General features: G+C 65.7%; 25 protein-coding genes. 24 read left to right on the forward strand and 1 reads right to left on the reverse strand.

What is annotated here, in order from left to right:
• From phoU to BRADO_RS08010, 24 genes are all read left to right on the forward strand, one after another.
• The gene (gene phoU / locus BRADO_RS07895; RefSeq protein WP_011924783.1) at nucleotides 1-717 is read left to right on the forward strand and encodes a phosphate signaling complex protein PhoU; all 717 of its coding nucleotides are present in this window, start codon (nucleotides 1-3) and stop codon (nucleotides 715-717) included.
• Nucleotides 718-733: 16 nt separating this feature from the next.
• Nucleotides 734-1,441 carry a phosphate regulon transcriptional regulator PhoB gene (gene phoB / locus BRADO_RS07900; RefSeq protein WP_011924784.1) on the forward strand — a complete coding sequence of 236 codons (708 nt, stop codon included), beginning with the start codon at nucleotides 734-736 and terminating at the stop codon, nucleotides 1,439-1,441.
• 86 nt (nucleotides 1,442-1,527) lie between these two features.
• The gene (locus BRADO_RS07905) at nucleotides 1,528-2,844 is read left to right on the forward strand and encodes a trypsin-like serine protease (protein ID WP_011924785.1); all 1,317 of its coding nucleotides are present in this window, start codon (nucleotides 1,528-1,530) and stop codon (nucleotides 2,842-2,844) included.
• 187 nt (nucleotides 2,845-3,031) lie between these two features.
• A complete protein-coding gene (locus BRADO_RS07910) occupies nucleotides 3,032-4,129 on the forward strand; it encodes a HoxN/HupN/NixA family nickel/cobalt transporter (protein ID WP_041756238.1) in 1,098 nt (365 codons plus the stop codon).
• Between the two features lie 30 nt (nucleotides 4,130-4,159).
• A complete protein-coding gene (locus BRADO_RS07915) occupies nucleotides 4,160-5,176 on the forward strand; it encodes a uracil phosphoribosyltransferase (RefSeq protein WP_011924787.1) in 1,017 nt (338 codons plus the stop codon).
• A complete protein-coding gene (locus BRADO_RS07920; protein ID WP_011924788.1) occupies nucleotides 5,173-6,612 on the forward strand; it encodes a nickel-dependent hydrogenase large subunit in 1,440 nt (479 codons plus the stop codon). Before BRADO_RS07915 ends, BRADO_RS07920 begins: the two co-directional genes overlap by 4 nt.
• A 224-nt stretch (nucleotides 6,613-6,836) precedes the next feature.
• The gene (locus BRADO_RS07925; RefSeq protein ID WP_011924789.1) at nucleotides 6,837-7,934 is read left to right on the forward strand and encodes a hydrogenase small subunit; all 1,098 of its coding nucleotides are present in this window, start codon (nucleotides 6,837-6,839) and stop codon (nucleotides 7,932-7,934) included.
• A gap of 21 nt (nucleotides 7,935-7,955) precedes the next feature.
• Nucleotides 7,956-9,746: a nickel-dependent hydrogenase large subunit gene (locus BRADO_RS07930; RefSeq protein WP_011924790.1), complete on the forward strand. Its 1,791-nt coding sequence runs from the start codon at nucleotides 7,956-7,958 to the stop codon at nucleotides 9,744-9,746.
• 13 nt (nucleotides 9,747-9,759) lie between these two features.
• Nucleotides 9,760-10,503: a Ni/Fe-hydrogenase, b-type cytochrome subunit gene (gene cybH / locus BRADO_RS07935; RefSeq protein ID WP_011924791.1), complete on the forward strand. Its 744-nt coding sequence runs from the start codon at nucleotides 9,760-9,762 to the stop codon at nucleotides 10,501-10,503.
• A gap of 12 nt (nucleotides 10,504-10,515) precedes the next feature.
• Nucleotides 10,516-11,100, forward strand: a complete 585-nt coding sequence (locus tag BRADO_RS07940; RefSeq protein ID WP_011924792.1) for a HyaD/HybD family hydrogenase maturation endopeptidase — start codon at nucleotides 10,516-10,518, stop codon at nucleotides 11,098-11,100.
• Nucleotides 11,101-11,124: 24 nt separating this feature from the next.
• On the forward strand, nucleotides 11,125-11,415 hold the full coding sequence (locus BRADO_RS07945) for a HypC/HybG/HupF family hydrogenase formation chaperone (protein ID WP_011924793.1): 291 nt from the start codon (nucleotides 11,125-11,127) through the stop codon (nucleotides 11,413-11,415).
• Between the two features lie 234 nt (nucleotides 11,416-11,649).
• Nucleotides 11,650-12,096 carry a hydrogenase accessory protein gene (locus tag BRADO_RS07950; RefSeq protein ID WP_011924794.1) on the forward strand — a complete coding sequence of 149 codons (447 nt, stop codon included), beginning with the start codon at nucleotides 11,650-11,652 and terminating at the stop codon, nucleotides 12,094-12,096.
• The gene (locus tag BRADO_RS07955) at nucleotides 12,093-12,956 is read left to right on the forward strand and encodes a hydrogenase expression/formation protein (protein ID WP_011924795.1); all 864 of its coding nucleotides are present in this window, start codon (nucleotides 12,093-12,095) and stop codon (nucleotides 12,954-12,956) included. Before BRADO_RS07950 ends, BRADO_RS07955 begins: the two co-directional genes overlap by 4 nt.
• Entirely contained in the window at nucleotides 12,953-13,165 is a 213-nt protein-coding gene (locus tag BRADO_RS07960; RefSeq protein WP_011924796.1) for a rubredoxin, read from the forward strand. Before BRADO_RS07955 ends, BRADO_RS07960 begins: the two co-directional genes overlap by 4 nt.
• Nucleotides 13,162-13,659 carry a [NiFe]-hydrogenase assembly chaperone HybE gene (gene hybE, locus BRADO_RS07965; RefSeq protein ID WP_011924797.1) on the forward strand — a complete coding sequence of 166 codons (498 nt, stop codon included), beginning with the start codon at nucleotides 13,162-13,164 and terminating at the stop codon, nucleotides 13,657-13,659. The genes BRADO_RS07960 and hybE overlap by 4 nt, the downstream gene beginning before the upstream one ends.
• On the forward strand, nucleotides 13,656-14,753 hold the full coding sequence (locus BRADO_RS07970) for a nickel-dependent hydrogenase large subunit (RefSeq protein WP_011924798.1): 1,098 nt from the start codon (nucleotides 13,656-13,658) through the stop codon (nucleotides 14,751-14,753). Before hybE ends, BRADO_RS07970 begins: the two co-directional genes overlap by 4 nt.
• Nucleotides 14,746-15,087, forward strand: coding sequence for a hydrogenase maturation nickel metallochaperone HypA (gene hypA / locus BRADO_RS07975; protein ID WP_011924799.1), 342 nt, complete (start codon nucleotides 14,746-14,748; stop codon nucleotides 15,085-15,087). The genes BRADO_RS07970 and hypA overlap by 8 nt, the downstream gene beginning before the upstream one ends.
• A complete protein-coding gene (gene hypB, locus BRADO_RS07980) occupies nucleotides 15,087-16,052 on the forward strand; it encodes a hydrogenase nickel incorporation protein HypB (RefSeq protein ID WP_041756239.1) in 966 nt (321 codons plus the stop codon). The genes hypA and hypB overlap by 1 nt, the downstream gene beginning before the upstream one ends.
• A complete protein-coding gene (gene hypF, locus BRADO_RS07985) occupies nucleotides 16,049-18,307 on the forward strand; it encodes a carbamoyltransferase HypF (protein WP_011924802.1) in 2,259 nt (752 codons plus the stop codon). The genes hypB and hypF overlap by 4 nt, the downstream gene beginning before the upstream one ends.
• Nucleotides 18,307-18,543, forward strand: a complete 237-nt coding sequence (locus BRADO_RS07990) for a HypC/HybG/HupF family hydrogenase formation chaperone (protein ID WP_041756240.1) — start codon at nucleotides 18,307-18,309, stop codon at nucleotides 18,541-18,543. The genes hypF and BRADO_RS07990 overlap by 1 nt, the downstream gene beginning before the upstream one ends.
• Nucleotides 18,540-19,667, forward strand: coding sequence for a hydrogenase formation protein HypD (gene hypD / locus BRADO_RS07995; protein ID WP_011924804.1), 1,128 nt, complete (start codon nucleotides 18,540-18,542; stop codon nucleotides 19,665-19,667). The genes BRADO_RS07990 and hypD overlap by 4 nt, the downstream gene beginning before the upstream one ends.
• Nucleotides 19,664-20,704: a hydrogenase expression/formation protein HypE gene (gene hypE, locus BRADO_RS08000; RefSeq protein ID WP_011924805.1), complete on the forward strand. Its 1,041-nt coding sequence runs from the start codon at nucleotides 19,664-19,666 to the stop codon at nucleotides 20,702-20,704. Before hypD ends, hypE begins: the two co-directional genes overlap by 4 nt.
• An 8-nt stretch (nucleotides 20,705-20,712) precedes the next feature.
• Nucleotides 20,713-22,170, forward strand: coding sequence for a sigma-54 dependent transcriptional regulator (locus tag BRADO_RS08005; RefSeq protein ID WP_011924806.1), 1,458 nt, complete (start codon nucleotides 20,713-20,715; stop codon nucleotides 22,168-22,170).
• Complete coding sequence (locus tag BRADO_RS08010) at nucleotides 22,145-23,509, forward strand: sensor histidine kinase (RefSeq protein ID WP_011924807.1); 1,365 nt, start codon at nucleotides 22,145-22,147, stop codon at nucleotides 23,507-23,509. Before BRADO_RS08005 ends, BRADO_RS08010 begins: the two co-directional genes overlap by 26 nt.
• 11 nt (nucleotides 23,510-23,520) lie before the next feature.
• Here BRADO_RS08010 and BRADO_RS08015 read toward each other — a convergent pair whose 3' ends face one another.
• Nucleotides 23,521-24,381 (reverse strand): formate/nitrite transporter family protein, encoded by an 861-nt coding sequence (locus BRADO_RS08015; protein WP_011924808.1) that lies wholly within the window; start codon nucleotides 24,379-24,381, stop codon nucleotides 23,521-23,523.
• Nucleotides 24,382-24,458: the final 77 nt, after the last annotated feature.

The raw sequence follows: 24,458 nt of genomic DNA on the forward strand, positions 1-24,458 counted from the left end.
ATGGCCAGTGAACATACCGCCAAGGCGTTCGACAGCGATCTGCAGGATCTGACCCGCCTGGTGGCGGAGATGGGCGGCCTTGCCGAACGGCTGATCGTCGATTCCGTCGACGCGCTGGTGCGGCGCGACGTGGCGCTCGGCCAGAAGGTGGTCGCCGGTGACGCGGAGGTCGACAAGCTGCAGCGCGTCATCGAGGAGCGCGCGGTGCTCACGATCGCCCGCCGCCAGCCGATGGCCGTCGACCTGCGCGAGATCGTCGGTGCGATGCGCGTCGCCACCGATCTGGAGCGGATCGGCGACCTCGCCAAGAACATCGGCAAGCGCGTCGCCGCGCTGGAGAGCGACTTTCATCCGCTGAAGCTGATCCGCGGCCTGGAGCACATGACCGACCTCGTTCAGTCGCAGGTCAAGACGGTGCTGGATGCCTATGCGGCGCACGATTTGCCGGCGGCTATGACGGTGTGGAAAGGCGACGAGGAGGTCGACGCGATCTGCACCTCGCTGTTCCGCGAGCTCCTCACCTACATGATGGAAGACCCGCGCAACATCTCGTTCTGCATCCATCTGATGTTCTGCGCCAAGAACATCGAGCGGATGGGCGATCACGCCACCAACATCGCCGAGACGGTGTTCTATATGATCGAGGGCCAGCAGATCATGGACAAGCGCCCCAAGGGCGACATGACCAGTTTTGCGACCACGATCCCCGGCAACTGAGAAAGACGATTCCGACATGGGCGCGCGAATTCTGGTGGTTGAGGACGAGGAGGCGCTGACGACGCTGCTGCGCTACAACCTCGAAGCCGAAGGCTACGAGGTCGAGACCGTGGCGCGCGGCGACGAGGCCGACACGCGGCTGAAGGAGCGCATTCCCGATCTGGTCGTGCTCGACTGGATGCTGCCGGGCCTCTCAGGGATCGAGCTGTGCCGGCGGCTGCGGGCGCGGTCCGAGACCAAGCAGCTGCCGATCATCATGCTGACGGCGCGCGGCGAGGAGAGCGAGCGCGTGCGCGGTCTTGCGACCGGCGCCGATGACTACATCGTCAAGCCGTTCTCGGTGCCGGAGCTCTTGGCGCGTGTGAAGGGCCTGCTGCGGCGCGCCAGCCCGGAGCGGCTGGCGACCGTGCTGTCCTATGGCGACATCGAGCTCGATCGCGAGAAGCGCCGCGTGGCGCGGTCGGGCCGGCCGATCGATCTCGGCCCGACCGAATATCGCCTGCTCGAGTTCTTCCTGGAGCATCCCGGCCGCGTGTTCAGCCGCGAGCAGCTGCTCGACAGCGTCTGGGGCCGCGACATCTATATCGACGAGCGCACGGTCGACGTCCACATCGGCCGGCTGCGCAAGCTGCTCAATCCCGGCCGCGAGCAGGATCCGATCCGCACCGTCCGCGGCGCCGGCTATGCGCTCGACGACCGGTTCGCCAAGTCTGAGCAGGCCTGATCGCGCGGTCTGCGCGGTCACGCCGCTGCCGTCTTGATCATGTGTGATGGCGTTCCCATCATCATGGTCGGGCCTCGGCAGACACAATGATCAAGACGCTCGCCATCTTTTTGACGTTGTTGCTCGCGGCTGCGACTAGCGCCGCGGCCGCCGAGCTCGAGGAGGCCGTCGCCGCGGCGGCGAATGGACAGCCCGCGGTGGCGTTGCGAAGGCTCCAGCCGCTCGCCGTCAAGGGCGACGCGCGGGCACAATTCGATGTCGGCTTCATGCAGGCCTTCGGCGTCGGCGTCGCGCGCAACCAGACGGAGGCGCTGGTCTGGTACCGCAAGGCCGCCGATCAGGGGCTCGCCATCGCCCAGCATTATCTGGGCATCGCCTATTTCAACGGCGAAGGCGCCGCTCGCGATCACGGCGAAGCCGCGCGCTGGTTCAACCGCGCCGCCGCCCAAGGCTTCGCCCAATCGCAATACATGCTCGGCCTGATGATGCTCGACGGCCGGGTCATGTCCCAGGATGTCGTGCAGGGTTATGCCTGGCTGGTGATGGCCGGCCGCAACGGCGTAAGGTCGGCCGGCCGCGAGATCCAGCGTATCAAGCTTAGCGACGCACAGCGGCGTCAGGCCGAGCAGATCATCGCGGCGTGGAGGCCGAAGCCGGAAGCGGCGGATGCCGGCATTGCCAATCCGCGCCCCGAGCAGCTGCTCGGCCTCGACCGGCACTTCGGTGATGTCGTCGATCCCACCTCCTGGCCGGCATCGTCGATCGGTGTCGTGACCCAGGCGCAATACAGCACGGGAGGCTCGTGTACCGGCACCTTGGTGGCTCCCCGCGTCGTGCTGACGGCGGCGCACTGCGTCTTCAACGGTCTGGCTCAGGTGAGTCCGGGCAATGTCCATTTTCTGGCGGGCCTGAACAAAGGCACCCCCGCCGCCTCCTCAGTCGCCGACAAGCTGATTGTCGCGCCGGACTTCATCCCGACTCAGCACGACCAATGGTCGGCCGACCGTTCGCCGGCGGATTGGGCGCTGATCATCCTGAAGGATGCGCTGCCGTCCAGGCCGGTGGCGGTAAGGGCCGTGAGCCGCGACGAGCTTGCGGCCGCGACCCAGGCGGGCACGATCTCCGAGATCGGCTACGGCCAGGAGCGGCGCTATTCGCCGACCGGCCAGCGCAATTGCAGCGCCGGCATGACCAAGGATGCGAAGCTGCTGACCGTCCATTGCCTCGCCAATTTCGGCTATTCGGGCTCCCCGATTCTCGCCGAGATCAACGGCGAACCGGTCGTGGTCGGCATCTTCTCGGCGTTCCACGAAGAGACGAGGCTGATGTTCGCCGCGCCTGCAAGCCAGTTCGAGGCGACCGTGCGGCGCGAGATCGCGGCGCAGAGCGCCTCGGCGCGGTGAGAGGAGGGCGGGGAGGGAAAGAGTTGGACATGGGCTGGTCAATGTTTGTGCGTGACCGGATAGCGGATTGCCAAGGGAATGCGGTGAACCTCGGCCGCGCGGACCCCGGGGGGGTGATTTGCAAGTGATTTGAGCGCGGCGACGCAAGCCTTGCCTTTTGGCGCGGGTCTTGCTCTCCTGTCCGAGTATGACGATTTTGCCAATTGATCATCCTCGGCCGGCCGCCTCGATCCCGGTTCGGCTCCGCGGGGACGGCGCACGAAATGCCGTGCTTATGGCCGGCCTCGTGCTCGCCAATGCGCTGGCCTGGGCCTGGGCGTTTCTGCTTTACGCCGATCGCCCGGCCATTGTCGGCACCGCGCTGTTGGCCTGGCTGCTCGGCCTGCGGCACGCCGTCGATGCGGACCATATCGCCGCGATCGACAACGTCGTGCGCAAGCTGGTGCAGGAGGGCGACAGGCCGCGCGCCGCGGGACTCTACTTCGCGCTGGGCCATTCCAGCGTCGTCGTGATCGCCACGATCGTGGTGAGCCTCGTGGCCGGCGCTGACCTCTTGAGCGAGGACAGCACCATCCGGGCGATCGGCGGGATCATCGGCACCTCCGTTTCGGCCGGCTTTCTGCTGCTGATTGCCGTCGCCAATCTGGTTCTGTTCCTGAACCTCTGGCGCTCCCCGTCGGTCCCGCCTGACGGGGAATCGGCCGGCGATGTGGGACGCGGCATCCTGGTTCGGCTGCTGCGTCCGGTGCTCCGCGTCATCTCGCGCGCCTGGCAGATGTATCCGCTGGGCTTCCTGTTCGGTCTCGGCTTCGACACCGCCAGCGAGATCGGACTGCTCAGCCTGTCGGCGACAGAGGCGGCGCGCGGCGCGAGCCTGGCCCATGTGCTGGTGTTCCCGGCGCTGTTCGCAGCAGCGATGGCGACCGTCGATACCGCCGACAGCATGCTGATGGTCGGCGCCTATCGCTGGGCGCTCACCGATCCTGCCCGCAAGCGGCGCTATAATCTCGTGATCACAGGAGCCTCCGTCGCAATCGCGCTGGTGATCGGCGGCGTAGAGGCGGTCACGCTGCTGGCGCCGCGGCTGGGTCTGACCGGCGGATGGAACGATGTCGTGGCGGCGTTGGGCGACGATCTCGGCTATCTCGGCATCATCGCCATCGGGCTGTTTGGCCTGACCTGGGCCGGCGCCGTGCTGATCAGCCGCTGCCGCGGCACCTCACATGCATCAGTCGAGGCGCTTGCCAGTGTTCGCGCCAGGACGCTAAACCCGACGGCGAAATAAGGCGGAACGCACGGGACGGAGCGACCCACGATGGCCGGCGCGGAGGGCGGGATCAGGATGCTGTGGTTGCAGGGCGCGAGTTGCGGCGGCTGCACCATGTCCATCCTGGAGAGCGGCGCGTCCGGCTGGTTCGACGAACTGCGGCAATCGGGCATCGACGTGATCTGGCATCCCTCGGTCAGCGAGCAGACCGGTGACGAGGTGGTCGACCTGCTCGAAGCGATCCGCGACGGCCGCGAGCAACTGGATCTCCTGGTGCTCGAAGGCTCTGTCGCACGCGGGCCGCGTCTGAGCGGCCGCTTCAACATGCTCGCCGGCACCAACCGCTCGATCTACCATTGGCTGCTCGATCTCGCGCCGCTTGCCAACTACGTCGTCGCGGTCGGGAGTTGTGCCGCCTATGGCGGCATTCCCGCGGCCGGGATCAATCCGACCGATGCCGTCGGCTTGCAGTTCGAGGGCAGCGATGCGGGCGGTGCGCTGGGCGCGGGGTTCCGATCGAAGCGCGGGCTACCTGTGATCAATGTCGCCGGCTGCGCGCCGCATCCGGGCTGGATGATGGAAACGTTGCTGGCGCTCACAGCAGGCGATCTCACCGCCGATGGCCTCGACGCGGTGGGACGTCCGACTTTCATCGCCAATCACCTCGCGCATCACGGCTGCTCGCGCAACGAGTTCTACGAGTTCAAGGCGAGCGCGGAAACGATGTCGGAGCGCGGCTGCCTGATGGAGCATCTCGGCTGCCGCGCGACCCAGGCCGTCGGCGACTGCAATCAGCGTTCGTGGAACGGCGGCGGCTCCTGCACCAAGGGCGGCTATGCCTGCATCGCCTGCACGTCGCCGGGCTTCGAGAGCCAGCAGAACTATCTGCAGACGGCGAAGCTCGCGGGCATTCCCGTGGGCCTCCCCACCGACATGCCCAAGGCCTGGTTCGTCGCGTTGGCCGCGCTGTCGAAATCGGCGACACCGCGCCGCGTCCGCGTCAACGCGACCGCCGATCATGTCGTGGTGCCGCCGAGCCGGTCCGGCGACAAGCATCGCTCATGACGCGGATCACGGTCGGCCCGTTCAATCGCGTCGAGGGGGATCTCGAGGTCCGTCTCGACATCGAGAGCGGCCGCGTCGCGCGCGCCGAGGTGACGGCGCCGCTCTATCGCGGCTTCGAGCAGATCCTGGAAGGACGTCCGCCGCTCGACGCCCTCGTGATCGCCCCGCGCATCTGCGGCATCTGCTCGGTGTCGCAGTCGATCGCTGCCGCAGCCGCCCTGCGTCAGGCGATGGGCGTGGTCGTGGCGCCGAATGGCGTCCTGGCGACCAACATCGCCCACGCGGCTGAGAATGCCGCGGATCACCTCACGCACTTCTACATCTTCTTCATGCCCGACTTCGCCCGCGAGGCCTACGCGTCTCACTCTTGGCACGGTGCGGCGGCCGAACGCTTCACCGCGACGAAGGGCTCGGCCGCGCGCGAGGCGCTGCCGGCGCGGGCTCGGCTGCTGGAAATCATGGGTGTGATCGCCGGGAAATGGCCGCACAGCCTCGCGTTCCAGCCGGGCGGTACGACGCGCGCCATCGAGCTCGGTGAGCGCGTCCGGCTGAACGCGATCGTGGCTTCGTTTCGCGGCTTTCTCGAGCGTGTCGTATTTGCCGACAAGCTCGAACACGTGCTGGCGTTGTCGACGCCGGACGAGCTCGATCGCTGGCGTGACGGCCGTAGCGGCGACTTCGCGCAGTTCCTGCGCATCGCAGACGCGCTCGATCTGGCGTATCTCGGTGCGGGGCCCGGCCTGCTGATGAGCTTCGGTGCGTATCGCGATGCCGATGGCGCGCGCTTCCGCGCCGGGCTTCGAACGCCTGATGGAAAGATCGAAGCGCTGCCGTCGGGCCAGATCACCGAGGACGTGTCACATGCGTGGATGCGAGAGACGTCGCGCGATCCCGCGGAAAGCCGCACCGAGCCGGACGCCGACAAGCCCGATGCCTACAGCTGGTGCAAAGCACCGCGGCTTGCGGGTGAGCCGGTCGAGGTTGGCGCGTTGGCACGTCAAGCGGTGCACGGACAACAGCTGATCACGGCACTGCTTTCCGAAAGCGGCAGCAATGTCCGCAACCGCGTCATTGCCCGCCTGATCGAGACAGCCGAGCTTGCAGTCTCGATTGAAGCTTGGATCAAGGCACTGCGGCTCAACGAGCCGTTCTGCGAAACGAGCCGCGAGGCGGCCGATGGCAACTACGTCGGCCTCGTTGAGGCCGCACGCGGCAGCCTCGGCCATTGGCTCGCAGTGCGCTCCGGCAGGATCGCGCGCTATCAGATCATCGCGCCGACCAGCTGGAACTTTTCGCCACGCGACGCCCGGGGCGTCGCGGGTCCACTCGAACAGGCGCTGGTCGGCACGGAGGTCGGCGAGGCTGGCGCGCGTGCCGTCAGCATCCAGCATGTCGTACGGTCGTTCGATCCCTGCATGGTCTGCACCGCGCATTGACCCCGCTGCAAAGGGCGGAAACAAGCTTGTCGGGTGCAAAGCGCGTGATTTCCGATATTCGGCCGATCAACGATCCTGAACTGCTTGTCGATCTCCAACCGTCATTCCAACCATCTGGAATCATTAAGATTCGAATCCGGCTTTGATGCTGGCCCACATCTTGCTGTCCCCTCTCGCCAGATCGCGATCGGATGATCGCCAACGCGATAGCAGGGGGAGGACTCATGGGCGCGACGACGGAAACCTTTTACAGCGTGATCCGGCGCCAGGGCATCACGCGGCGCAGCTTCCATAAGTTCTGCAGTCTCACTGCGACGAGCCTCGGGCTCGGGCCGCTGGCGTCGGCGCGCATTGCCAATGCGCTGGAAACCAAGCCGCGCACGCCGGTCATCTGGATGCATGGGCTGGAATGCACCTGCTGCTCGGAGAGCTTCATCCGCTCGGCGCATCCGCTGGTGAAGGATGCCGTGCTGTCGATGATCTCGCTCGACTATGACGACACGATCATGGCGGCGGCTGGACAGCAGGCCGAGGAGATCCTCGAAGAGACCCGCGCGAAGTACAAAGGCCAGTACATCCTCGCCGTCGAAGGCAATCCGCCGCTGAATGAAGGCGGCATGTTCTGCATCGACGGCGGCAAGCCGTTCGTCGAGAAGTTGAAGGTGATGGCCGAGGATGCGATGGCGATCATCGCCTGGGGCGCGTGCGCGTCCTGGGGCTGCGTGCAGGCGGCGAAGCCCAATCCGACGCAGGCGACGCCGATCGACAAGGTCATCACCAACAAGCCGATCATCAAGGTGCCCGGCTGCCCGCCGATCGCGGAAGTGATGACCGGCGTCGTCACCTTCATCACCACCTTCGGAAAATTGCCCGAGCTCGACCGCCAGGGCCGGCCGAAGATGTTCTACTCGCAGCGCATCCACGACAAATGCTATCGCCGGCCGCATTTCGACGCCGGCCAGTTCGTCGAGGAGTGGGACGACGAGGCCGCGCGCAAGGGCTACTGCCTGTACAAGATGGGCTGCAAGGGCCCGACCACCTACAATGCCTGTTCGACCGTGCGCTGGAACGGTGGCGTGTCGTTCCCGATCCAGTCGGGCCATGGCTGCATCGGCTGCTCCGAGGATGGCTTCTGGGACAAGGGCTCGTTCTACGACCGGCTCACCACGATCAAGCAGTTCGGCATCGAGCGCAACGCGGACGAGGTCGGCATGGCCGCCGCGGGAACGGTGGGCGTCGCGGTCGCGGCGCATGCCGCGGTCACCGCCGTCAAGCGGCTCGCGACCAAGCGCGACGACGCCAGCGCCAAGCAAGATCATTAATTCAGTTCAGGGCAGGCAACGATGGGCATCCAGACTCCCAACGGCTTCAATCTCGACAATTCCGGTAAGCGCGTCGTCGTCGATCCGCTCACGCGCATCGAGGGACATCTGCGCGTCGAGGTGAATGTCGACTCCAACAATGTCATCCGCAACGCGGTCTCGACCGGCACGATGTGGCGCGGCATCGAGACCATCCTGCGCAACCGCGACCCGCGCGACGCCTGGGCTTTCACCGAGCGGATCTGCGGCGTCTGCACCGGCACGCATGCGCTGACCTCAGTCCGCGCGGTCGAGAATGCGCTGGGGATCATGATTCCCGACAACGCCAACTCGATCCGCAACATCATGCAGCTCTGCCTGCAGGTGCACGACCATCTCGTGCATTTCTATCATCTGCATGCGCTGGACTGGGTCGACGTCGTCTCGGCGCTGAAGGCCGATCCGAAGGCGACCTCGGCGCTGGCGCAGTCCGTGTCGGACTGGCCGCTGTCCTCGCCGGGCTACTTCAAGGATCTGCAGATCCGGCTCACCAAGTTCGTCGAGTCAGGCCAGCTTGGCCCGTTCAAGAACGCCTATTGGGGCCACGCCGCCTACAAGCTGCCGCCGGAGGCGAACCTCATGGCGGTTGCGCATTATCTGGAGGCGCTCGATTTCCAGAAGGAGATCGTCAAGATCCATACCATCTATGGCGGCAAGAACCCGCATCCGAACTGGCTGGTCGGCGGCGTGCCGTGCGCCGTCAATGTCGACGGCACCGGGGCGGTCGGTGCCATCAACATGGAGCGGCTCAACCTCGTCTCCTCGATCATCGATCGCTCGATCGAGTTCGTGCAGAAGGTCTATCTGCCGGACGTGGTCGCCATCGGCTCGTTCTACAAGGATTGGCTCTATGGTGGCGGCCTCTCCGGCAAGAGCGTGATGTCGTATGGCGACATTCCGGAGAACGCCAACGACTATTCGGCCAAGAACCTGAAGCTGCCGCGTGGCGTGATCCTCAACGGCAATCTCAACGAGGTGCTGCCGATCGATCATGGCGATCCCGAGCAGATCCAGGAGTTCGTGACGCATTCCTGGTACAAATATCCCGACGAGAGCAAGGGTCTGCATCCCTGGGACGGCGTCACCGAGCCGAACTATCAGCTCGGCCCCAACGCCAAGGGCACGAAGACCGACATCAAGGAGCTCGACGAGGGCGGCAAATATTCCTGGATCAAGGCGCCGCGCTGGCGCGGCAACGCGGTCGAGGTCGGGCCGCTGGCGCGCTACATCATCGGCTACGCGCAGAACCGGCCGGAGTTCAAGGAGCCCACGGATAAGCTCCTGAAGACGCTGAACCTGCCGGTCACGGCGCTGTTCTCGACGCTCGGCCGCACCGCGGCGCGTGCGCTGGAGTGCGACTGGGCCGCGGGGCAGATGCGCTACTTCCAGGACAAGCTGGTCGCGCGCATCAAGGCCGGCGATTCCTCGACCGCCAATGTCGAGAAATGGAAGCCGGAGAGCTGGCCCAAGGAAGCCAAGGGCTACGGCTTCACCGAGGCGCCGCGCGGCGCGCTCGCGCACTGGATCAAGATCAAGGACACCAAGATCGATAATTACCAGTGCGTCGTGCCGACCACCTGGAACGGTTCGCCGCGGGATCCCAAGGGCAATATCGGCGCGTTCGAGGCCTCGTTGATGGACACGCCGATGGCGGATCCGGAGAAGCCGCTCGAGATCCTGCGCACGATCCATTCGTTCGATCCATGCCTGGCGTGCTCGACGCACGTGATTAGCCCGGACGGCCAGGAAATGGCGACGGTCAAGGTCAGGTAATGGGAGCAGCACGATGATGGATGCCGTCGCACGTCCCGCGGAGACCGAGACGAACCTCGCCGCGATCGCGGCCGATGCCGCCGGCGAGCACGCCGTCGGCCGGCCCACGGTCTACGTCTACGAAGCCCCGGTGCGCATCTGCCACTGGGTCAACGCGCTCGCGATCGTCGTGCTGATGGTCACCGGCTATCTGATCGGCACGCCGTTGCCGACGGTGGAAGGCGAGGCATCGGGCAGCTTCGTGATGGGCTATATCCGGTTCACGCATTTCGCGGCCGGGCAGGTGCTGGCGGTGTTCTTCCTCGCCCGCATCCTTTGGGCCTTCGTCGGCAACCACCACTCGCGGCAGATCTTCTACATTCCGGTGCATCGCAAGCAGTTCTGGAAGGAGGTGCTGCACGAGATCCGCTGGTATGCGTTCATCGAGCGTGAGCCGAAAATGTATGTCGGTCACAACCCGCTGGCGCAGACGGCGATGTTCACCGGGTTCACGGTATTCGTCGCCTTCATGATCGTCACGGGATTTGCGCTCTATTCGGAAGGCGAGGGCATCGACAGCTGGCAGCACAAACTGTTCGGCTGGGTGTTCTCGATCTGGCCGAACAGCCAGGATGTGCACACATATCATCACCTCGGCATGTGGGCGCTGGTGATGTTCGTGATGGTGCACGTCTACGCGGCCATCCGCGAAGACATCATGTCGCGCCAGAGCATCATCTCCTCGATGGTCTCGGGCGAGCGGCAGTTTCGCGAGTAGGGGAGCCACGCGATGGCCGAGAAGAAGCTCGATCGCATCCTGGTGCTCGGGATCGGCAACATCCTGTGGGCGGACGAGGGGTTTGGCGTGCGCGTGGTGGAGGAGTTCCACCGCCGCTATGCAGTTCCAGACAACGTCACCATTCTCGATGGCGGCACGCAGGGGCTGTATCTCGTCAACTATGTCGAGGAGGCCGACGGCCTGATCGTTTTCGACGCCATCGACTACGGTCTCGCCCCGGGCGAGCTCAAGCTCGTCCGTGACGAGGAGGTGCCGCGCTTCACCGGCGCGAAGAAGATGAGCCTGCACCAGACAGGCTTCCAGGAGGTGTTAAGCGCGGCCGATCTGCTCGGCCGATATCCGCAGCGTCTCGCGCTGATCGGGTGCCAGCCGCTCGACCTCGAGGATTGGGGCGGGCCGCTGACGGCGCCGGTGCGCGCGCAGATCGAGCCTGCCATCGAGCTAGCATGTGCTGTGCTGGCCGAGTGGGGCGTCTCGGCGGTGTTGCGGCCCGAACCACTGGCCGGCGAGGCACGGCTGCTGACCAACGACATCGATCATCAAAGTTATGAGATGCGCGCGGAACCGGCCGAATAGCTGGTTGCTGCGAGGGAGTTCACCATGTGCCTGGGCCTGCCGATGACGATCATGGCGACCGATGGCGTCTCGGCGCTGTGCAGCTTCGACGGCGAGCAGCGCCGCGTCTCGGTGCTGCTGTTGTCGAATCCGCCGGTCGGCGCAAAAGTCCTGGTCTATCTCGACAACGCGGTGCGCCTGCTCGATGACGAGGAGGCGCGGCTGATCGGCGACGCCCTTCGCGGCTTGCAAGCCGCGATGAGCGGCGAGAATTGCGACGATTTCTTCGCCGACCTGATCGGCCGCGAGCCGCAGTTGCCGGAGCATTTGCGCTGAGCCTTGCGCACCGGCCTCTGTCCGGTAGCCGACAACAAAATATCCAATTGGAAGGAAAGTTGTCGGACATCGTCTGCAAAACTGCTTTGCAGATGTCTTACGTAACTCTGAACGCTGATAAATTGGTGAGAGAGATCATCGGCTTGAGGTGATCACCGCGCCGGCGGTCGTCTGGCACGTCGATTGCTGTCCATTCAGAGCCAGACAACGAGAACTGGTCAGGGAGGAACACCCATGGAGAGGCTGCAGCGTGATGCCACGCGCACGCGAGGCGAGTTGCCGGAGGTCGATACCGTAACGGTCGATGCGTTCCTCGACGACGTAAGCCGCGCCGGAGCTATTGCCGTGCTGTTGTCGGCCGGCGATCCCGCGCGCTTTCCGGAGGCGATGGACGTCGCCATCGTCCTGCCGGAGCTGATCACGGCGTTTCACGGCCGGCTGCAGGGCGCGGTGATCGAACGCGATGCCGAGGCCGAGCTTGGCGCGCGCTTTGGCGTGCGGGTGCAGCCGTCGCTGATCTTCTGCCGCGGCAGCGAGACGCTCGGCGTGATCGCCAAGATCCAGGACTGGTCGGTCTATGTCGATCGGATCTCGCGACTGATCGATCGCCCGGCCGGCACGACGGCGACAGTCGTTGCCAGCATCATTCCCGCGCATCAGCCTTCAGGAGTTGACCGATGAAGCCCGGATTCTGGATTGCGCCCGAAGGCGCCGAGCAGCCGGTCAGCGTGTTTCCGATCGGCGAGGAGGCGCTCGACGCGCAGTACAAGGGGCTGACCGCATCCGGCGCGCTGGCGAAGCTCGCGACGCTGGATTCGGAGGAGTTGGCGCGGAGCTGTCCGCGCGCCGTCGAGTTGTTGTCGACGATTGCCGCGGCCGTTGCTGCGCAGACTGCCGACGCGCCGACGCAGTTGTTTCGGCTGGCCGGCCTCAACGACCTCGAACGCCGGCTGATCGACGACGTGCTCGGCGAGGGCGAGGTCGCCGGCGTGGTCGCGCTGCCCGACGGCTCGCTGGCGCAGATCCAGGAGTCGGTGCTCGCCGGCATTTGGCGCGTTCGGCTGGAGCGCGACGAGAGCCACGACTACATCGAGATCGGCGCGGTGCCGGAGATCGTCGCGCGCGCCGCGATCGATCTGACGGCGGACGACGTCGTCATCGGGCCCGCACCCGAGGGCACGATGAATGCGCTGCCGGTGCTCGCCGAGATCCGCGAGCGCGCGCTCGCCTGGCGGCCGGGCCAGCGCTCGCAGACCATCAACTTCACGCTGCTGCCGATGAGCCCGGTCGACATGAGCTTCCTGCAGGAGACGCTCGGCAACGGCCCGATCCAGCTGGTGTCGCGTGGCTACGGCACCTGCCGCGTGCTCGCAACCGGCGTGCGCCATGTCTGGTCGGTGCAGTTCTTCAACGCGATGGACACGATCATTCTCGACACGCTGGAAGTCGGTGGCGTGCCGGTCGTAGCGCTTGCGGCCCCGGAGGATTTCGAGGACTCGGCCGAACGCCTCAAGCAGATCATCGAGGCGTATTTCACATGAGCACCGGGTTCGAGAATCTTGGCGTACGCAGCGATCTCGCCGACGAGATGCTGCTGGAGTGCGGCATCTGCTGGACGCGCTATGACCCCGCCGAAGGCGATGGCGTCGCGCAGATCGCGCCGGGGACGCCGTTCTCGGCACTGCCGGACGACTGGCACTGCCCGAACTGCGACGCGCCGAAGGCCAAGTTCATGGTGGTCGAGTCATGAGCGCCGTCGCGGCCGGGCAGGGGACCGATCAGCTCACGCCGGCTGCATGGGGCGAGCGCCTTGCCGGCATTTATCGCGAGATCGGCGACCGGGCAATGCGCGAGCTGCCGATCTATCACGATGCACTCGCGGTCGACGCCATTGGCTTCACCAGCGTTGTTGGGCGCACGATCGGCATCCTCGTCACGCCGTGGTTCATGAACGTGGTCACGCCAGCCGAAGGCGATGTGGGATCGACGATCGACGTGGCGCTGCCGGCCGGTTCGTTCGGATTTGCGATCAGCGATGTTGCCGGCGTCGGGCGGATCGCCAGCTGCTCGCTGTTCTCGCCGATGTCGGAGTTCGAGGACATGGCGGCCGCGCGTGTCGCGGCGGAGGCCGCGCTGGCGGCGCTACTCACGGCGCCCGAAGACGAGGCCGACACCGCGCGGGTATCGCGCGGCATCGAGCGCCGCGCGTTCCTGCGCGGCACGCTCTCGGAGAGCCGCGCATGACGCTCGCCTTCCGCAACCGGATCGATGTGACGCTGTCGGTTGCCGATCGGCGGATCACGGCGGTCGAGATCCAGCCGCGCACGCGGCCGCCGCTGGGCCGGCTGGCGGCGGGAAAGCCGGCCGAGATGCTGCTTGCGGCATTGCCACGGTTGTTCGCGTTCTGCGCCAACGCGCATCAGGTTGCGGTGCTCACCGCGGTCGAAGCCGCGCGCGGCGAGCAGGCGGTGCCACTGACGCGGCATCGTCGCATCAAGGCCGTGCTGGCCGAGCGGTTCGCCGAGCTGCTGCGCGGCCTCTTGCTCGGACCGATGGCCAACGAACCCGGCACTCAGCCGCTGCTGCAGCGGCTGCTGCAGGCCACGGCCGTGCTGCAGGAGCCCGCCCGTGTCGGCACACCGGCGCAGGTCCGCTCGGAAACCTTGTCACAGATCAAGACGGCCCTGAAGGATCTGGGGATAGGCTCCGCACCGGAGATCGTGGCGCCGGAAACTCCACTCGCAAGGCTGATGGCAGCGGCCCGCAAGGCGGCCGAAAATGGAGGATGGAGGCACATGCCGTCGGTGCATGGTGTGCTGTCGGCCGCGGACGATCGCGCCGTTGCCGCCCGGCTGATGAATGAAGGAGCCGCGTTTGCCGAGATGCCGGATCTCGACGGCTGTGTACCCGAGACGGGAGTCTGGGCGCGTCGGGCGCGCGCCGACCTGCAGGCGGGGCCCGCCGAACGGCTGTCCGCCCGGATCGCAGAGCTGGCCGGGCTGGTGCGCTCGCTCGAAGACGGTGAGACCGAGGACTCCTGCGAAGAGCAGCTTGTCGCCGGCTATGCGCTTGGCCTCGGCTGTGGCGCCGGCGCGGTCGAATGTGCGCGGGGCCGGCTGTATCACGTGGTCGAGCTGAATGCGCAAGGCCACATCTCGCGCTTCGAATATCTCGCCCCGACGGAGTGGAATTTTCATCGGCGAGGACCAGTCGTGACCAGCTTGATGGGCGCGCTGCTTCGCGATGGCAGGGATCGCGATGCCATTTCTGGCATGATCGGCTCGTTCGATCCCTGCGTCGGCGTCGGCCTGACGGTCCGGGAGATGGCCGATGCATGAGATGGCGCTGTGCGAGGGCATCGTCGAGATCGTCGAGGCCGAGGCGCGCAAGGGCGCGTTCTCCAAGGTGAAGACGGTGTGGCTCGAAATCGGCGCGCTCAGCCATGTGGCGCCCGAGGCGCTGCGGTTCTGCTTCGAGGCGGTCACGGCGCATACGATCGCGCGCGGCGCGGCGCTGGAAATCATCGAGCAGAAGGGCTCGGCCTGGTGCCTCGGCTGCTCGCGCAGCGTCGAGATCAGCCGGCGCTACGATGCCTGTTCCGAATGCGGCAGCCATCAGCTGCAGGTCACGGGCGGCGAGGACATGCGGGTCAAGGAGCTGGAGGTCGAGTGATGTGTACGGTGTGCGGCTGCGGCGACGGCCAATCCGCGATCGAGGCGGGTGATCATCATCACGATCACGGCGATCACGATCATCATCATGCGCATAGACATGATCACAGCCATGATCATGCCGGGCATCATCACCATCACGGCCATCATCACCATGATCACGGCCACCATCATCACCACCAGGATGAGCATGCGCATGATCATCGTCACGCGCATGGCGCTGCCGATCATATCGACTGCGCGGCCAATCCGGCGGGGCAGGAAATCGCCGGCCTGTCGAGCGGACGCATCATCCAGATCGAGCGCGACATACTCGGCAAGAACAACCGCCTTGCCGCCGAGAACCGCGCGCGTTTCGCAGCCCATGACGTGCTGGCGTTCAACTTCGTCTCCAGTCCCGGCGCCGGCAAGACGTCGCTGCTGGTCCGCGCCGTCTCGGAGCTGAAGCAGAGCCGGCCGGTCGCGGTGATCGAGGGCGATCAGCAGACCTCAAACGATGCCGAGAGAATCCGCGCTACTGGCGTGCCGGCGATCCAGATCAACACCGGCAAGGGCTGCCATCTCGACGCGGCGATGGTCGACGAGGCCTATCGCCGGCTGCCGCCGCTGCGCGGCGGATTGCTGTTCATCGAGAATGTCGGAAATCTCGTCTGTCCGGCCGCGTTCGATCTCGGCGAGGCCTGCAAGATCGTGGTTTTCTCGACCACCGAGGGCGAGGACAAGCCGCTCAAATATCCCGATATGTTCGCGGCGTCGGCGCTGATGCTGATCAACAAGATCGATCTCGCGCCGGTGCTCGACTTCGATCTTGCTCAGACCATCGAATATGCTCGCCGCGTCAATCCGAAAATCGAAGTGCTGACAATCTCGGCCAAGACCGGCGAAGGTTTTTCCGCCTTCTATGCCTGGATCAGAAAGCAGGCCGACCGCGTCAGAGCGAGCGCGCTGGGCGCGGTGCAGGGATGAGCACGGCGGGCCCGACATTTGCAGCGGATCGCGCGCGTCTCAGGCTCCGCGTGCGCGGTGCCGTGCAGGGCGTGGGCTTCCGTCCCTATGTCCATGGCCTGGCCACACGCTATCGCCTTGGCGGCTTCGTCGCCAACGACGCTGATGGTGTCGTCATCGAGGTCGAGGGCGAGAGTGTCATGTCGTTTGTCGAAGCGCTGCCGCGACAGGCGCCGCCTCTGGCGCGTATCGACGACATCGCCGTGGAACCTGTCGCCGCGCAGGCGAGTGCAGACTTCCGCATCGGCGAGAGCGTGGGCGGCCGGGTGACCACCCGCATCGGTCCGGATGCGGCAACCTGTCCGGCCTGCCTTGCCGAGTTGTTCGATCCGGGCAGTCGATTTCATCGCTATCCTTTCGTCAACTGCACCCATTGCGGCCCGCGCTTCACCATCGCCGAGCGCCTGCCTTACGACCGCGCGACGACGGCAATGAAGAGCTTCCCGATGTGCGAGGCCTGCCGCTCGGACTATGAGGATCCAAGCGGCCGCCGCTTCCATGCCGAGGCGATCTCCTGTCCGGATTGCGGGCCCCGGCTCAGCCACGACGTCGGTGAGATCGCGGCGGCGCTTGCGGAGGGAAAGATTGTCGCGATCAAGGGACTCGGCGGCTATCAGATGCTGTGTGATGCGCGCGATGAGCCTGCGGTGCAGCGGCTGCGCGCGCGCAAGCAGCGCGACGGCAAGCCGTTCGCTGTGATGCTGGCCTCGGTCGAAGCCGCTGGGGAAATTGCCGATCTCGATGCCGCCGAGCGCGGATTGCTGGAGCAGGTGGCCCGGCCGATCGTTCTGCTGCGCTCGCGCGGTCGTCTGGCGCCCTCGGTAGCGCCCGGTCTCGCCAAGATCGGCGTGATGCTCCCGGTCGCGCCGCTGCATCATCTGGTCTTTGACGCGCTGCGTGCGCATGGTGGCAAACGGAACGAGGCGCTGGTCTGCACCAGCGCCAATCCCAGCGGTCAGCCGCTGCTGACCGACAACGACGAGGCTCTGATCGATCTCGCCGGCATCGCGGATCTGATCGTCACGCATGACCGCGACATTGTCATTCGTGCCGATGATTCCGTTGTCGCCATGATGGCGGACTCCCCACGCTTCATCCGTCGGGCCCGCGGCTACGTTCCGGAACCGATCCGGCTGCCGCGCGCTCTCCCGCCGCTCCTCGCGGTCGGGGCTCACCTCAAGTCGACGGTGACGGTGATCCGTGGCGACGAGGCCTTCGTGTCGCAGCATCTCGGCGACCTCGACACGGCCGCAGCGATCCGCTTCTTCGAGGAGACGATCGCGCATCTCACCTCCATCCTCGACGTCGCGCCGCTGGCGATCGCGCACGACCTGCATCCGGACATGGCGTCGACGCGGTTCGCGCAGGCTCGGGGACTGCCGACATTCGGCGTGCAGCATCATCATGCGCATGCCGCCGCGGTCATCGCGGAGCATGGCTTGCGCGCGCCTGTGCTTGCACTCGTGCTTGATGGCTATGGCTACGGCACCGATGGCGACGCCTGGGGCGGCGAACTGCTGCTGTGTGACGGAGCGATGTTCCGGCGCCTCGGGCATCTCGCGCCGCTGAAGATGCCGGGCGGCGACCGCGCCGCGCGGGAACCGTGGCGCATGGCGGCCGCCGTGCTCCACGACCTCGGACATGACGCCGAGATCGCTGCACGCTTCAGGAGTCAGCCGCAGGCGCGCCATCTGCCGACGTTGCTCGATCGCACCGATGCGGCCGTGACGACCAGCGCAGGCCGGCTGTTCGATGCTGTGGCGGGATTGCTCGGGGTCAGCACGGTTCAGAGCTATGAAGGCGAAGCTGCCATGAAGCTCGAGGCGCTGGTTCGCACCACTGCAGTCCTCGAACAGGGCTGGACGATCGCCGATGGCATTCTTTCGCTTCGTCCGCTCCTCGCTCAACTGCTCGCCTGCGACTTGGACCCCGCTGAAGCCGCCGGCCTATTCCACGGCACACTCGCTGCCGCCTGCGTGGACTGGATCGTATCTGCGTCGCGCGCAACCGGCGTGACCATGCTCGTGCTGAGTGGCGGCTGCTTCCTCAATGCGCATCTGGCGGAGCTGATCGTCCGCGGCTGCAGAGCCGCCGGCGTCGATGCGTGGCTGCCGCGCCGGCTGCCGCCCAACGATGGCGGACTGAGTTTAGGGCAGGCCTGGGTCGCCGGGCTCCAATTGATCAAGCAAGACAACGCAGCTGGAGGGATCGTCTGATGTGCCTGGCTATTCCTGCCGAGGTGATCAAGCTGCTACCCGACGACATGGCGATCGTGTCGATCGACGGTGTCAGCAAGGAGGTCTCGGTCGCGCTGATCGAGGAGATCGCCGTCGGCGACTACGTCATCCTCCATGTCGGCCATGCGCTGACGAAGATCGATCCGGAGGAGGCGCGCGAAACGCTCGATCTGCTCCGCCAGATGGGGGCAGCAGCCGCGGAGGCCGCACCATGAAATATGCCGACGAGTTTCGCGACAAGGAGCTGGCACTGGGGCTCGCGCGCGCCATCCGCGCCAAGGCGGACCCTGCGCGCGCCTATCGCTTCATGGAGTTCTGCGGCGGTCATACGCACGCGATCGCACGCTATGGCCTTGAAGACATGCTGCCGGGCAATGTCCGCATGATCCACGGACCGGGCTGCCCGGTCTGCGTGCTGCCGGCTGGCCGCATCGACATGGCGATCGCGCTCGCGGAACGGCCAGAGGTCATTCTGTGCGTCTATGGCGACCTGATGCGCGTACCGGGCTCGCGCGGCGCGTCGCTGCTGAAGGCCAAGGCGCGCGGCGCCGACATCCGCATGGTCTATTCCACGCTCGACGCCATTGCGCTGGCCGAGCAGAACCCCGGCCGCCAGATCGTGTTCTTCGCCATCGGCTTCGAGACCACGACGCCGCCGACGGCGGTGATGATCCGCGCCGCGGAGAAGAAGGAGCTCGCGAATTTCAGCGTGTTCTGCAATCACGTGCTGACGCCCCCGGCGATGCGCGCAATTCTCGACAGCGACGTGCCGATCGAGATCGGCGGGTTCGTCGGCCCGGCGCATGTCTCGACCGTGATCGGCACCGAGCCCTACGCGCCGTTCGCGCGCGACGATGGCAAGCCGGTGGTGATTGCCGGCTTCGAGCCGCTCGACATGATGCAGGCCATCCTGATGCTGATCGAGCAGGTCAATGACGGCCGCCACGAGGTCGAGAACCAGTACCGCCGCGCCGTCACGGGCAGCGGCAATCAGCGTGCGATGAAGCAAATGGCAGAGATCTTCGAGTTGCGCGACCAGTTCGAGTGGCGTGGTCTCGGCAGTATTCCCGCGAGTGCCTTGAAGCTGCGGCCTGCCTTTGCGCATTTCGATGCCGAGCTGCGCTTTGCAATGCGCGAGCTGGTGGTGGCCGACAATCCGGCCTGCGAATGCCCCGCCATCCTGCGTGGGCTGAAGAAACCGGTGGACTGCAAGCTGTTCGGCACGGCTTGCACGCCTGAGACGCCGATCGGCTCCTGCATGGTGTCGTCGGAAGGCGCCTGCGCGGCGCATTGGACTTATGGCCGCTTCCGCGACCATCAGCGGAGGCTTGCCTCATGAGCATGCATCAGCGCCGGCTCGACCTGAAGAACGGCTGCGTCGACCTCTCGCACGGCGCCGGTGGCCGCGCGATGGCGCAGCTGATTGCCGGTCTGTTCCACGAGGCCTTCGGCAACGAATTTCTGGCGCGTGGCAACGATCAGTCCGCCTTCGATGTCGCGGCCGGGCGGATGGTGATGACGACCGATGGCTATGTCGTGTCGCCGCTGTTTTTTCCCGGCGGCAATATCGGCTCCCTCGCGGTGCACGGCACGGTCAACGATATCGCCATGGCCGGCGCGAAGCCGCTGTACCTGTCGGCGAGCTTCATCATCGAGGAGGGCTTCCGCTTCGACGACCTGAAACGAATAGCTGACGCGATGGGGGCGGCGGCACGCGAGGCCGGCATCGCGATTATCACGGGCGACACGAAAGTGGTCGAGCGCGGCAAGGCCGATGGCGTCTTCATTTCGACCGCTGGCGTCGGCGTACTGCCTGACGGGCTCGACCTCTCTGCGGACAAAGCGCGGCCGGGCGATCGCGTGCTGCTATCGGGCAGCCTCGGCGATCACGGCGTGGCGATCATGTCGAAGCGGCAGAACCTGACCTTCGATACCGAGATCGTCTCCGACTCGGCCTCGCTGCACGGACTCGTCGCCGCCATGGTCGTAGCCGGCGGCCAGGGCATCCGGCTGATGCGCGATCCGACACGCGGCGGGCTTGCTGCGACGATGAACGAGATCGCCCAGCAGTCCAATCTCGGCTTCCGTCTGCAAGAGGAGTCTATTCCAGTGAAGCCGGCCGTGGCCGCTGCCTGCGAGTTGCTCGGGCTCGATCCGCTGCATGTTGCCAATGAAGGCAAGCTCGTCGCCGTGGTCGCTCCTGACGTCGCCAATGCCGTGCTCGCGGCGATGAAGGCGCATCCGCTGGGAGGGGAGGCGGCTGACATCGGCGAGGCGGTCGCCGACGATCATCGCTTCGTCCAGATGGCTACGAGCTTCGGCGGCGGGCGCATCGTCGACTGGCTGTCGGGCGAGCAGTTGCCGCGGATCTGCTGAGACGGGTGATGGGAATCCAGGGAACCATATTGGTCGTGGACGACGAGATCCGGTCGCAGGAGGCGCTGCGCCGCGTCCTTAACCAGGACTTCGAGGTTTTGTGCGCCGGTAATACGGCCGATGCCGAGAGGCTGCTCGAAGGCGAGATCGTCCATGCTGTGATCTGCGACCAGCGCATGCCGCAGGAATCCGGCGTCAGCTTCCTCAAGCGCGTGCGCGAGCGGTGGCCTGATCCCGTGAGGATGATCATCTCGGGCTACTCGGACTCCGAGGACATCATCGCCGGGCTCAACGAAGCCGGCATCTATCAGTACATCACAAAGCCCTGGCAGCCGGACCGTCTGATCGAGATCGTGCGCGAGGCCGTGCAGCTCTACCGGCTGCAGAAGGAGACGGAGACCGCGGGCGTCGACGTCAAGGCGACGCCGGCGCACATCAAGCAGGTCGTCTCCGTCAAGCGCGGCGCGGCGAAGAAGCTGTACGATTTCGACCGCATCGTTCACTCCGCCGCAAGCCCGATGCGCAACGTGATCGAGCTCGGCCGTCGCGCCGCCGACTACGACATCTCTGTGCTGATCACCGGCGAGTCCGGCACCGGCAAGGAGCTGCTGGCGCGTGCCATTCATTACGGCTCGGGGCGCGCCAACAAGGCCTTCGTGGTCGAGAACTGCGGCGCGCTGCCTGACGAGCTGCTGGAGAGCGAGCTGTTCGGCTGCAAGAAGGGCGCCTTCACCGGCGCCTATCAGGACCGGATCGGCCTGTTCGAGGTCGCCGACGGCGGCACCATCTTTCTCGACGAGATCGGCGAGACGTCGCCGGCGTTCCAGGTCAAGCTGCTGCGCGTTCTGCAGGAGAGCGAGATCCGGCCGCTCGGTGCTCAGCGCGTCCGCAAGGTCGACGTCCGCGTCGTTGCCGCCACCAACAGGGATCTCGAGGCCGAGGTCGAGGCCGGCCGCTTCCGCCGCGATCTCTATTACCGGCTCGCCGCGTTCCCGGTGCACATGCCATCGCTGCGCGAGCGGCCGATGGACATTCCCCTGATCGCCGAGGGCGTGCTGGCCGCGGTGAAGAGCTCATTCAACCGGCCTCATCTGCGCTTCGTGCCGGCAGCGCTCGACGAATTCTCGAAATATCATTGGCCGGGCAATGTCCGCGAGCTGCAGAACGAGATCCAGCGCATGGCCGTGCTCGCCGATGCCGACGAGCTGCGCTGTCCGCCCTTCGCCGGACGCCGCAGCGCGCGCCGCGCGGCCCCCGCCGCCGTCAACGGCAAGCTGAACGGCAGCGGCAGCCTGAAGGACAGGGTTGAGGATCTCGAAAAGACGATCATTGTCAGCTGCCTCGAAAAATACGAGGGTAACATCAGCCGCGTGGCCAGCGAGCTTGGCCTGTCCCGGGTCGGACTGCGCAACAAACTATCGAGATACGATCTGAAAAAAAATGGCAAAGGCCACGCACTCTCCTGAATCGGGCGCGGACACGCTGCTGAAGCTGATCGCGAGCAGTAGCGCGCTTGAATTCGACAGCGAGCGCGAGGGCGTCTGGATCGAAGTCATCCGCAAGATGGACGAGGTCTATTCCGACCTCCTGCGCTACGAGGTCGATCTTGAGCACAAGAATGCCGAGCTCGAGGAAGCCCAGGCCTTCGTCACCAACGTCATCGAGTCGGTCTCGGACATTCTCGTTGTGTGCGACGCCAGGGGAACGGTGCAACAAGCCAACTCGGCCTTTCAGCGCACCTCGGGCCGCACGCTCGAGGACATCGCGGGGCGCAATATCGCCGAGATGATAGATCACGATCACCACGGCAAGCTCGCGGCGCTGCTGAAGCCGCGCAGCGGTGCCGAGGTGGTCGATGGCGAGCTGCGCTTTGCCGCCGGCGGATCGAGCTCCGACCTGTTCGCGATCAACAGCTCGCCGCGGCACGACCATCGCGGCCGCTTCATCGGCGTCGTGCTGACGGGACGTCCGATCGGCGAGCTGCGCCGCGCCTACGAGGCCCTGCACAAGGCCCACCAGGAACTACAGCGGGCGCAGCGGCAGCTGGTCGAGCAGGAGAAGATGGCGAGCCTCGGCCGCCTCGTCGCCGGCGTCGCGCACGAATTGAACAATCCGATCAGCTTCGTCTATGGCAATGTTCACACGTTGATGCGCTACCGGACCGCCCTGGTCGGCTATCTGGAAGCGGTCCACGAGCAGCCAGTCTCCGACGAGGTCGCAGCGCTCCGCAAGGAGCTGCGCATCGATGCCATCGTCGAGGATTTCGGGCCGCTGATCGAGGGAACGCTGGAAGGCGCGGTGCGCATCAGCGAAATCGTCAAGAACTTGCGCCGCCTGTCGTTCTCCAAGCTCGGCGAGGTCCAGCGCGTCAATATCGAGCGGCTGATCAACACGGCGGTGCTGTGGGCTGGCCGCACCAAGCAGCACCGCGTCGATATTCAGATCGAGGTCGAGCCGGATCTGTGGATCTCCGGCAATGAAGGTCAGCTGCATCAGGTGATCGTCAATCTGGTCGAGAATGCGATCGACGCGATGCGCATAACCGAGCAGCCGCGCCTCGTCGTTGCGGCGTCGCGACAGGGCAACGAGATCGCGTTCCGGGTCACCGACAACGGTCCGGGGATCGACAAGGATCATCTCAGTCGCATCTTCGAGCCGTTCTTCACGACCAAACGCGTCGGCGAGGGGACCGGCCTCGGCCTTTGGATCAGCTACGGAATCGTACGCGAGCATGGTGGCGAACTCGCTGCCAGCAACGAGTCAGAAGGCGGCGCGACGTTCTCGTTCACTCTGCCCGCAGCCTGACGCTCCGCGCCTCAGGACTCCTGATCGAGCTCGGCTGCAACCTGTCCATAGTTGAGCAGCGCGACCAGCGTCGTGCCTCCAACGACATTACCAAGCAGCGTGGGGAGGAAGAAGGCTCCGGCGTAGTCGCCGAGCGAGGCCTGGCCCTTCATCACCAGGAAGGCACATTCGACCGACCCGGCAACGATGTGCGCGAATTGTCCCAGCGCGACCAGATAGGTCATGATGATCACGATATGGGCGCGGGCGCCGCGGACGGCAGGCAACAGCCAGGCCATCAGCGCGATCAGCCAGCCTGCAAAGATCGCACGCATGAATGTCGTCAAGAACGGCCCCTCGACGGTGTGGCGGCTGATCTCGGCGAAGGCGTCGATGATGCGCGGCTCGAACACATCGGTATGGACCAGCGCCGCCGCCGCGGCCCAAGTCCCCGCGACGTTTGCAATCAACACGAGGCTCCATAGCCGAGCGACATTGCCGAGAGTCCTCAAGTCGCGATGATGCAGCAGGGGCAGGATCGGCGTCAGCGTATTCTCGGTGAAGAGCTGCTGCCGGCCGAGTACCACCACCAGGAAGCCTGCGGTATAGCCGAGCGGCGCGAACAGGCGTCGTGCCGCCTCGTCGGATACGAAGGCGTGGAATTCGCCCTGCACGATCAACGACAGGCTGATGGAGAGGCCTGCGGCGAAACCCGACAGCAGGATCGCCCACCAGCGCCGCTCAAGTTCGCTCTCGCCTTCGGCGCGAATGGTCTCGTGAATCAGCGCGGCGTTGGGCCGGCTCTGCGCCTGGATTTCGCGCCGCTGCTGGTCGGAAACGCCCTCGATGTCAGCGGCGGGGCTGAATGTCGGCGCGGTGGCCTTGCTGCTCACGTCGGGTGATCCGTCGGCTGGCGCGGGCGGTTGCCGACGCTGACAAAAGAGCCGGGCTCTCTCTGCGGCCTGAACGT

This window comes from Bradyrhizobium sp. ORS 278, assembly GCF_000026145.1.
GTDB lineage: Bacteria > Pseudomonadota > Alphaproteobacteria > Rhizobiales > Xanthobacteraceae > Bradyrhizobium.

Bases quoted from the DNA above. Each gene is read 5' to 3' on its own strand.
- phoU (WP_011924783.1), top strand. From the start codon at position 1: ATGGCCAGTGAACATACCGCCAAGGCGTTCGACAGCGATCTGCAGGAT.
- phoB (WP_011924784.1), top strand. From the start codon at position 734: ATGGGCGCGCGAATTCTGGTGGTTGAGGACGAGGAGGCGCTGACGACG.
- BRADO_RS07905 (WP_011924785.1), top strand. From the start codon at position 1,528: ATGATCAAGACGCTCGCCATCTTTTTGACGTTGTTGCTCGCGGCTGCG.
- BRADO_RS07910 (WP_041756238.1), top strand. From the start codon at position 3,032: ATGACGATTTTGCCAATTGATCATCCTCGGCCGGCCGCCTCGATCCCG.
- BRADO_RS07915 (WP_011924787.1), top strand. From the start codon at position 4,160: ATGGCCGGCGCGGAGGGCGGGATCAGGATGCTGTGGTTGCAGGGCGCG.
- BRADO_RS07920 (WP_011924788.1), top strand. From the start codon at position 5,173: ATGACGCGGATCACGGTCGGCCCGTTCAATCGCGTCGAGGGGGATCTC.
- BRADO_RS07925 (WP_011924789.1), top strand. From the start codon at position 6,837: ATGGGCGCGACGACGGAAACCTTTTACAGCGTGATCCGGCGCCAGGGC.
- BRADO_RS07930 (WP_011924790.1), top strand. From the start codon at position 7,956: ATGGGCATCCAGACTCCCAACGGCTTCAATCTCGACAATTCCGGTAAG.
- cybH (WP_011924791.1), top strand. From the start codon at position 9,760: ATGATGGATGCCGTCGCACGTCCCGCGGAGACCGAGACGAACCTCGCC.
- BRADO_RS07940 (WP_011924792.1), top strand. From the start codon at position 10,516: ATGGCCGAGAAGAAGCTCGATCGCATCCTGGTGCTCGGGATCGGCAAC.
- BRADO_RS07945 (WP_011924793.1), top strand. From the start codon at position 11,125: ATGTGCCTGGGCCTGCCGATGACGATCATGGCGACCGATGGCGTCTCG.
- BRADO_RS07950 (WP_011924794.1), top strand. From the start codon at position 11,650: ATGGAGAGGCTGCAGCGTGATGCCACGCGCACGCGAGGCGAGTTGCCG.
- BRADO_RS07955 (WP_011924795.1), top strand. From the start codon at position 12,093: ATGAAGCCCGGATTCTGGATTGCGCCCGAAGGCGCCGAGCAGCCGGTC.
- BRADO_RS07960 (WP_011924796.1), top strand. From the start codon at position 12,953: ATGAGCACCGGGTTCGAGAATCTTGGCGTACGCAGCGATCTCGCCGAC.
- hybE (WP_011924797.1), top strand. From the start codon at position 13,162: ATGAGCGCCGTCGCGGCCGGGCAGGGGACCGATCAGCTCACGCCGGCT.
- BRADO_RS07970 (WP_011924798.1), top strand. From the start codon at position 13,656: ATGACGCTCGCCTTCCGCAACCGGATCGATGTGACGCTGTCGGTTGCC.
- hypA (WP_011924799.1), top strand. From the start codon at position 14,746: ATGCATGAGATGGCGCTGTGCGAGGGCATCGTCGAGATCGTCGAGGCC.
- hypB (WP_041756239.1), top strand. From the start codon at position 15,087: ATGTGTACGGTGTGCGGCTGCGGCGACGGCCAATCCGCGATCGAGGCG.
- hypF (WP_011924802.1), top strand. From the start codon at position 16,049: ATGAGCACGGCGGGCCCGACATTTGCAGCGGATCGCGCGCGTCTCAGG.
- BRADO_RS07990 (WP_041756240.1), top strand. From the start codon at position 18,307: ATGTGCCTGGCTATTCCTGCCGAGGTGATCAAGCTGCTACCCGACGAC.
- hypD (WP_011924804.1), top strand. From the start codon at position 18,540: ATGAAATATGCCGACGAGTTTCGCGACAAGGAGCTGGCACTGGGGCTC.
- hypE (WP_011924805.1), top strand. From the start codon at position 19,664: ATGAGCATGCATCAGCGCCGGCTCGACCTGAAGAACGGCTGCGTCGAC.
- BRADO_RS08005 (WP_011924806.1), top strand. From the start codon at position 20,713: ATGGGAATCCAGGGAACCATATTGGTCGTGGACGACGAGATCCGGTCG.
- BRADO_RS08010 (WP_011924807.1), top strand. From the start codon at position 22,145: ATGGCAAAGGCCACGCACTCTCCTGAATCGGGCGCGGACACGCTGCTG.